Raw genomic sequence first — 7,689 nt, 5'->3', positions numbered from 1 at the left:
CAGCGCGCAGGTTATGCCGAGCTTGACGAACAGCTGCGCGCCTGGCTTTGTGAGGCCACCGGTTACGCGGGCATCAGCCTGCAACCCAACGCTGGCAGCCAGGGCGAATACGCCGGCATGATGGCCATCCGCGGCTACCACGAAGCACGCGGCGAGGGCCACCGCAACATCTGCCTGATCCCGAGCAGCGCGCATGGCACCAACCCCGCCAGCGCCACCATGGTCGGCATGAAGGTGGTGGTCACGGCGTGTGACGCCAATGGCAACGTCGACATGGTTGACCTGAAAGCCAAGTGCGAGCAGCACAGCGCCAACCTGGCGGCGATCATGATTACCTACCCCAGCACCCACGGCGTGTTCGAGACCAGCGTCAAGGAACTGTGCGCGCTGGTGCATAGCCACGGCGGCCGGGTTTATGTGGACGGCGCCAACATGAACGCGCTGGTGGGCCTGGCCGCACCCGGCGAATTCGGCGGTGACGTGAGCCACCTCAACCTGCACAAGACCTTCTGCATCCCGCACGGCGGTGGCGGCCCCGGTGTGGGCCCGGTGTGTGTGGTGGCCGACCTGGTGCCCTATTTGCCCGGTCAGGGCGTGGGTGCCATATCAGCCGCGCCCTTGGGCAATGCGGCGGTGCTGCCGATCAGCTGGATGTACTGCCGCATGATGGGGGCCGAAGGCCTCAAGGCCGCCACCGAGGTGGCCATTTTGAGCGCCAACTACATCAGCGTGCGCCTGAAAGACCACTACCCCACGCTCTACACCAGCACATCGTCCCATGGCAAACATGGTCGTGTCGCGCACGAGAGCAAGCCGGGTCGTGTTGCGCACGAGTGCATTCTCGACCTGCGCCCCCTCAAGGAAAGCAGCGGCGGCGTCAACGGCATCACCGCCGAAGACGTCACCAAGCGCCTGATGGACTACGGTTTCCATGCGCCCACGCTGAGCTTTCCGGTGCCCGGCACGCTGATGGTCGAACCCACCGAGAGCGAAACGCTCGAAGAACTCGACCGCTTCATCAACGCCATGATCGCCATCCGCGAAGAGATTGCCAAGGTCGAGCAAGGCATCTGGCCGCAGGGCAACAACCCGCTGAGCCATGCGCCCCACACGGCAGCCTCGCTGCTGGGTGAAGCCTGGGACCGGCCCTATTCGCGGGAGCTCGCCGCGTTCCCGCTCCCCAGCCTTAAATCGTCCAAGTACTGGGTGCCGGTCGGGCGCATCGACAACGTGTACGGCGACCGCAATTTGTTCTGCAGTTGCGTGCCGATGGCGTGAGCCAGACCTTGCCGGCCGTGCCGATCATTCGCCCGCTGGACCCGGGCGAAGCTTTTTTTTACATGTCGGACCTTGTGTCCTGCATGAACTTCGTCGTCTTTGCCGAACGCCGGGGCCAGCTGGAGCACGGGCGCATCCGCTCTGCACTTGATCTGCTGCAGCAGGAAAATTTGTTGCTGCAGGCCAGCATCCACTGGACGCAAGAAAACGGCCTGTGTTTCGCCCATGCGCCCGGCCGACCGGTCGAACTGCGCTGCCAAAGCGTGACGCATGAGGCATGGCAGCGCACCATCGAGCAGCAACTGTCCGAGCCGTTTGACGCAGCAACCGAGCCGCTGATGCGTTGCCTGTACCTGGAAATGCCCTCACCCGCGCGCTCGGTGTTGGCACTGTGCTTCCACCATGCTATCGCTGACGGCCGCTCTGGCACGGCACTGCTGCGCCGCCTGTTGTCTGTGATGGCGGCGCGGCACGAGCCACCCCTGCGCACTGGCCCGAGCGCCCTGCCGGCGATGGCCAAGGTGCACCCCGCCCGATACCGCTGGTCCGAGCAGGCCGATACGGCCAGGGCACTCAAGGCCACGCTGGTCGCAGACTATCGGCGCCACGGCCCGCTGCCCGCCATCCCCTGGCTGGCCAGCGAGGCCGCCGAAAGAACGCCAAGGTTTATCCGCCTGAGCTTGCCGGCAGAAGCCACCCGGCATCTGCTGGCAGCGGCGCGGGCCCGGGGCACCACCGTCCATGGCGCCCTGTGCGCGGCGCAATTGCTGGCGCAGTCAAGGCTGCAACCCGGTTTGCAGGCCACCTCCTTCTTTCTGTCTTGCCCGGTGGACATGCGGGTGCACCTGGAACCAGTGCAACCCGAATCACCCACCGGGCTGTTTGTGTCGCTGATCTCGGCCACCTTTTCGGTCAGCGCTGACACTGATTTCTGGCAGCTGGCGCGCGACATCATCACCCAGACCCGGCTGCAGATCGCGCGCGGTGAAGGTCATCTTCTTTTCAACCTGTTCGGGCTCGACGGCTCACCGGTGCTGCCTGAGCAACTCGCCTCCTTCAAGAAGAGGACGCTGGGCTCGCTGCCCAACACCATGGTCAGCAATGTGGGCGCCATCGCCACGGTGACCGAAGATCCTGCGGTCGATGCGATCTCGTTTGCGCTGTGCCCCATGCCCTACCAGACCCTCTTTACCGCGGCCAGCAGTTACCACGACCAGTTGATTCTGAATGTCGGTTTTGATGCCGCCCGGCTGACCGAATCCAACGCCCGAATCCTGGCACAACACATGCTTCATATTTTGTCGACTGAAGCAAGCACGACGTCCGTGCCAGCCACATGCCGCAGCCATTAAACTCATACTCTTTTTCTCACCCCCTGACCCCATGACATATTGCGTCGCCATCAAACTCAACGCCGGACTGGTTTTTTTGTCCGATTCCCGCACCAACGCCGGCCTGGACCAGATCAGCACCTTTCGCAAGATGATCGTTTATGAAAAACCCGACGACCGCTTCATGGTGCTGCTGTCGGCTGGCAACCTGAGCATTTCGCAGTCGATCCGCGAGATCCTGCAGGTGGAGCAACTCAAGGAACAGCCGGACAGCGAGCCGATCACCATCTGGAACGCCAAGAGCATGTTTGATGCCGCGCGCGTGCTCGGCGCGACCATTCGCCATGTGTATGAACGCGATGCCGAGTCGCTCAAACTGGCGGGGGTCGATTTCAACGTATCGCTGATTTTTGGCGGTCAGATCAGGGGCGAGGGTATGCGCCTGTTCCAGGTCTATTCAGCCGGCAACTTCATCGAGGCCACGCCCGAAACGCCGTATTTTCAGGTGGGTGAGTCCAAATATGGCAAACCCGTGCTGGACCGCGTGATCACCCCCCATACGCCACTGGATGAGGCCGCCAAGTGTGCGCTGGTGTCGATGGATTCCACCCTCAAATCCAACCTGTCGGTGGGTTTGCCGCTGGACATGGTGGTGTACGAAGCCAACAAGTTCCAGACTGACAAGGTGGTCTGCATCGACGAGCACAACCCTTACTTCAAAATGATGCACAACAGTTGGGGCGCCAAGCTGCGCGAGGTGTTTGACAGCATCGAAGACCCGATGTGGAATGGCGAGCAAACCACCGTGCCCTTGATGCAGCGCACTGTCCGCAACCGGGCCCTGAAGAAAATCACCTCGCCGCAAGAAAAACTAATCTGATTCCCTTGCGGAACAGACCAAGATGCCCCTGCGCAAAACCGCCGCAACACCGATAGTTTTCTCCCACGCCAACAGCTTCTGTGCGTCCACTTACGGCGTGATGTTTGAGGCCTTGAAGGCGCGTGGCTTTGCCGTTGCCGCGATTGACAAATTGGGCCACGACCCGGCTTACCCGGTCACCAACAACTGGCCGCACCTGGTGCAACAGTTGGTTGACTTTACCCAACAGCAAGTTGACCAGGCTGGTGCGCCTGTTTTTTTGCTGGGTCACTCATTGGGCGGTTTTTTGAGCCTGATGGCGGCCAGCAAGGCGCCCGAACTGGTGCGCGGTGTGCTCTTGCTCGACTCGCCTCTGGTGGGCGGATGGCGCGCGCAGGCGCTGGGTCTGGCAAAACGCACGCAATTGGTGGGTTCGGTGACACCGGGCAAGTTCAGCCGCAAGCGACGCCAGCATTGGCCCAGCTTTGAGGCCGCGCTGGCGCATTTCAAAGGCAAGAAAGCCTTCGCCAAATGGCACCCGCAGGTGCTTGAAGACTACATCACGCACGGCACACACGATGAGACCATCAACGGCCACCTGCAACGCGTATTGAGTTTTGACCGCGACATTGAAACTGCCATCTACAACACCCTTCCCAGCAATATCGAAGCAGTGCTCAGGCAACACCCGGTCACATGCCCGGTGACGTTCATTGGGGGAACACGCTCGCTCGAAATACGCCAGGCGGGGCTGGACCTGACGCGACGCGTCACACATGGCCGCCTCATGATGATTGATGGCGGCCATCTTTTTCCGATGGAAAAACCGTTGGTGACAGCGGCGGCGATTGAAGCGGCCTTGCTGAATCTTCAAAGCCTTGCCTGAAGCCATCGTCGGGAGCCCGCAACCACCACCGCGGGCGCACCGAGCATTAGGCAGCCATCCCGGAAGAAACTTCAGCCCGACCAGTTCACGGCACCAGTCCAGGCAGTGGCCAGCACCACGATGCCGAAGACAATCCGATAGTAGGCAAAGCCGACAAAGCTGTGGCTGGCAATGTAGCGCAGCAGCCAGCGGATGCACAGCCAGGCGCTCAGGAAGGACATCACCAGCCCGACGCCAAACATTGGGGCATCGGCCCAGGACAGCAGCGCACGGTCCTTAACCAAGCTATAGGCACCGGCACCAATCAGCGTGGGTATCGCCAGATAAAACGAAAAATCGGTGGCTGCCTTGCGGCTCATGCCGAACAGCATGCCGCCAATGATGGTGGCACCGCTGCGGCTGGTGCCTGGAATCATGGCCGTGCACTGCGCCAGACCCACCTTGAGCGCATCCATCGCGGTCATGGATTCGACGTCATGAATGCGCGTGACCGCCGGATTCTTTTGCTGGCGGCGCTCGGCCCAGATGATGATGAAACCACCGATGATGAACATGCTCGCCACCACCACCGGGGTGAACAAATGCTCCTTGATCGCCTTGCCGTAAAGCAGGCCCAGAATCACCGCAGGAAAAAATGCGATCAGCACATTGAGGGCAAAGCGCTGCGCCTGTCTTTCAGTGGGCAGGGCCACCACGGTATCGCGGATTTTTTGCCAATAGACCAGGATCACGGCAAAGATGGCGCCGGTCTGAATGGCAATGTCAAACACCTTGGCCTTTTCGTCGTCAAAACCCAGCAGGGCCCCCGCCAGAATCAGATGGCCGGTGCTCGAAATCGGCAAAAACTCGGTCAACCCCTCCACCACCCCCATGATGGCGGCTTTGATCAGCAAAACAATATCCACGCAAGCTCCTTGTCAAGGGGCTAATTATCGCAGTCAGCCTGCGACCCCAAGGGACAGCGCTTCGCGCTACTTGATCAAAGCCTGCACCGCCCTGAACTGAGGGTGCTCGGCACTGCGCAACCACTCAAACGTCACCATCTCGGTGGTCACCAACTCGGCGCCGGCGCCGGCCAGTCGGTCAAAGGCGGCGTCGCGGTTGCGCTCGGTGCGTGAACTGCAGGCATCGGTCACCACCCAGACTTCAAATTCATCTTCGAGCAAATGCAGCGCGGTCTGCATCAGGCACACATGGGCCTCGCAGCCGGCAATCACGATGCTGCCGCGCTCGGTCGGCGTGTTGGACGGTTTTTGCAGGTGTTTGGGCAGGCTGCGCGCGTTGCCGGCCGGCGCTTTCACTGGCGGGCGCAACCATTCGCCCAGGCCTTCTTCAACCCCACTGAACTGCATTTTGGCCAGCGTGCGCTGGCACAGGGCACGCAACTCGGGCGCGTTTTCGCCCAGTTTGGACGGGTTTTGCTCGGTGCCCCACACCGGCACCTGCAGCAGTTGGGCCGCTTGCGCCAGGCGCACGGCGTTGGCCAGCACCTGCGGGGCTTCAAAAATGGCGGGCATCAGGCGGGTTTGGTAATCGACCAGAACAAGCTGGGAGAGTTCGGCATCAAGCAACATGTCGGGCCTTTTTTAAAAAATGAATCTGTGCATGTCAGGATTAAACCGCAAGCCTCACCACCACCCTGCCGCGCACCTTGCCGTCCATCAAATCGTGGGCGCTGGCAATGGCGGCCTCCAGCGGTACTTCGTGCACCATGGTTTCCAGCAAGGCCGGATCCAGATCGCATGCCAGCCGATCCCAGGCACGCTGGCGTTTGACAAGCGGCGCCATCACCGAATCAACACCCGCCAAAGTGACACCGCGCAAAATGAAGGGCATCACGGTGGTTGGCAGGTCCATGCCCTGCGCCAGACCGCAGGCGGCCACCACGCCGCCGTAACGCGTTTGCGCCAGCGCATTGGCCAGCGTGTGCGAGCCGACGGCATCGACCACACCTGCCCAGCGTTCTTTTTGAAACGGCTTGCCAGGTGCCGACAACGTGGTCCGATCCATGACGCTGCTGGCGCCCAAAGACTTCAAATAGGGCTCTTCGCTGGCCTTGCCAGTGGCGGCCACCACGGTAAAGCCCAACTTGGCCAATAACGCGATCGCGACGCTGCCGACACCTCCCGTGGCGCCAGTCACCAACACCTCGCCCGCATCTGGCTTGACGCCATGATCCTCGAGTGCCAGCACGCACAGCATGGCGGTGTAACCGGCGGTGCCAATCGCCATGGCCTGGCGCGGCGTGAAGGCGCTGGGCAACCTGATCAGCCAGTCGCCCTTGAGACGGGCTTTCTCCGCCAGACAGCCCCAATGCGTCTCGCCCACGCCCCAGCCGTTGTGCACAACGGCATCACCGGCGCGCCAATTGGGGTGGCTTGACTCCAGCACTGTGCCGGCACCATCAATGCCCGCCACCATGGGCCATTGCCGCACCACCGGGCTCTTGTTGGCAATGGCAAGCCCATCCTTGAAATTGAGCGTGGAGTACGCCATTGCCACAGTCACATCGCCCTGTGGCAGGCGCGCTTCATCCACCTGCGTCACACTGGCTTTGAAGCCGTCGGTGTTTTCCAACATCAATGCCTTGAACATAAAGCTCCTTTAATAGTCATACAAATCAATGTCTTGCAATATATTTATATAAATATTTACACGATGAAAAAGTGTGTAAACTACGCCGATGCGCATCACCACCCTGCTCTCATCCCTGCTGCTGGCCACCAGCGTGCACGCGGCACCGGCTGTTGCACCCGATGACATGAGCCGTTTTCTGGATGATAAAGGCTTGCTGTCACAAATTGATCAGGTGCGCCAAAACGTTAGCCACAAAACCTCCGAACTGGTGGTAAACGCGATGGGCTACCTGGGTGTGCCCTACCGGCGTGGCGGCAACACGGCGGAGACCGGTTTCGATTGCAGCGGCTTCGTCAAAGCCATGTACGAACAAACGGTGGGGCTGATCCTGCCGCGCAAGGCCGAGCAGCAGGCTGCCAACACCCGTCAAATCGACCGCTCCGAGTTGCAACCCGGCGACCTGGTGTTCTTCAACACCCTTCGCCGCGCCTTCAGCCATGTGGGTATCTATATCGGCGACGGAAAATTCATTCATTCACCCAAGCCTGGTGCACAGGTGCGGGTTGAGAACATGGGCATTTCCTATTGGAGCCACCGCTTCGATGGTGCGCGCCGGGTCACGACCGCAGAGGCTGCCAGCGCCACCCAGTCTGGCGCAGCGTGGTCTGCCGCTGAACTGCGCTAGACCCCGTATCCATCAGGCCCTGTCGATTTCAGGAACGTTTTTCCCTGACGTCGGAAACATCGCTGACGTCGGT

The 7,689-nt window shown here is 61.0% G+C and carries 7 protein-coding genes and 1 pseudogene; 5 read left to right on the top strand and 3 right to left on the bottom strand.

The window, feature by feature from the left end; translation table 11 throughout:
- The 4 genes and pseudogenes from GPS82_RS12505 to GPS82_RS12490 form a co-directional block, all read left to right on the top strand.
- A pseudogene (locus GPS82_RS12505) lies at nucleotides 1-1,278 on the top strand (glycine dehydrogenase (aminomethyl-transferring)); the annotation flags it as partial.
- A complete protein-coding gene (locus tag GPS82_RS12500; RefSeq protein ID WP_296495213.1) occupies nucleotides 1,275-2,630 on the top strand; it encodes a condensation domain-containing protein in 1,356 nt (451 codons plus the stop codon). The pseudogene GPS82_RS12505 and the gene GPS82_RS12500, both read left to right, overlap by 4 nt.
- 31 nt (nucleotides 2,631-2,661) lie before the next feature.
- Nucleotides 2,662-3,489 (top strand): proteasome-type protease, encoded by an 828-nt coding sequence (locus GPS82_RS12495; RefSeq protein ID WP_296495211.1) that lies wholly within the window; start codon nucleotides 2,662-2,664, stop codon nucleotides 3,487-3,489.
- Between the two features lie 22 nt (nucleotides 3,490-3,511).
- On the top strand, nucleotides 3,512-4,354 hold the full coding sequence (locus tag GPS82_RS12490; RefSeq protein WP_296495209.1) for an alpha/beta hydrolase: 843 nt from the start codon (nucleotides 3,512-3,514) through the stop codon (nucleotides 4,352-4,354).
- Between the two features lie 71 nt (nucleotides 4,355-4,425).
- On the opposite strand, the gene GPS82_RS12485 is transcribed toward GPS82_RS12490, so the two are convergent.
- From GPS82_RS12485 to GPS82_RS12475, 3 genes are all read right to left on the bottom strand, one after another.
- Nucleotides 4,426-5,259, bottom strand: coding sequence for an undecaprenyl-diphosphate phosphatase (locus GPS82_RS12485; protein ID WP_296495207.1), 834 nt, complete (start codon nucleotides 5,257-5,259; stop codon nucleotides 4,426-4,428).
- Between the two features lie 66 nt (nucleotides 5,260-5,325).
- Nucleotides 5,326-5,928 (bottom strand): isochorismatase family protein, encoded by a 603-nt coding sequence (locus tag GPS82_RS12480; RefSeq protein ID WP_296495205.1) that lies wholly within the window; start codon nucleotides 5,926-5,928, stop codon nucleotides 5,326-5,328.
- A 40-nt stretch (nucleotides 5,929-5,968) separates the two neighbouring features.
- Nucleotides 5,969-6,949: an MDR family oxidoreductase gene (locus tag GPS82_RS12475; RefSeq protein WP_296495203.1), complete on the bottom strand. Its 981-nt coding sequence runs from the start codon at nucleotides 6,947-6,949 to the stop codon at nucleotides 5,969-5,971.
- An 88-nt stretch (nucleotides 6,950-7,037) separates the two neighbouring features.
- Between GPS82_RS12475 and GPS82_RS12470 the strand changes: the two genes are divergently transcribed.
- Nucleotides 7,038-7,616 carry a C40 family peptidase gene (locus GPS82_RS12470; RefSeq protein ID WP_296495202.1) on the top strand — a complete coding sequence of 193 codons (579 nt, stop codon included), beginning with the start codon at nucleotides 7,038-7,040 and terminating at the stop codon, nucleotides 7,614-7,616.
- Nucleotides 7,617-7,689: the final 73 nt, after the last annotated feature.

It is taken from the genome of Rhodoferax sp. (assembly GCF_011391645.1).
Taxonomy (GTDB): Bacteria; Pseudomonadota; Gammaproteobacteria; order Burkholderiales; family Burkholderiaceae_C; genus Rhodoferax.
Note: the sequence above shows the minus strand (reverse complement) of the source record. Positions and strands in the feature narration are given on the sequence as shown.

Excerpts from the sequence above, each read along its gene's own strand:
- GPS82_RS12495 (WP_296495211.1), top strand. The coding sequence starts at position 2,662 with ATGACATATTGCGTCGCCATCAAACTCAACGCCGGACTGGTTTTTTTG.
- GPS82_RS12490 (WP_296495209.1), top strand. The coding sequence starts at position 3,512 with ATGCCCCTGCGCAAAACCGCCGCAACACCGATAGTTTTCTCCCACGCC.
- GPS82_RS12480 (WP_296495205.1), bottom strand. The coding sequence starts at position 5,928 with ATGTTGCTTGATGCCGAACTCTCCCAGCTTGTTCTGGTCGATTACCAA.
- GPS82_RS12475 (WP_296495203.1), bottom strand. The coding sequence starts at position 6,949 with ATGTTCAAGGCATTGATGTTGGAAAACACCGACGGCTTCAAAGCCAGT.
- GPS82_RS12470 (WP_296495202.1), top strand. The coding sequence starts at position 7,038 with ATGCGCATCACCACCCTGCTCTCATCCCTGCTGCTGGCCACCAGCGTG.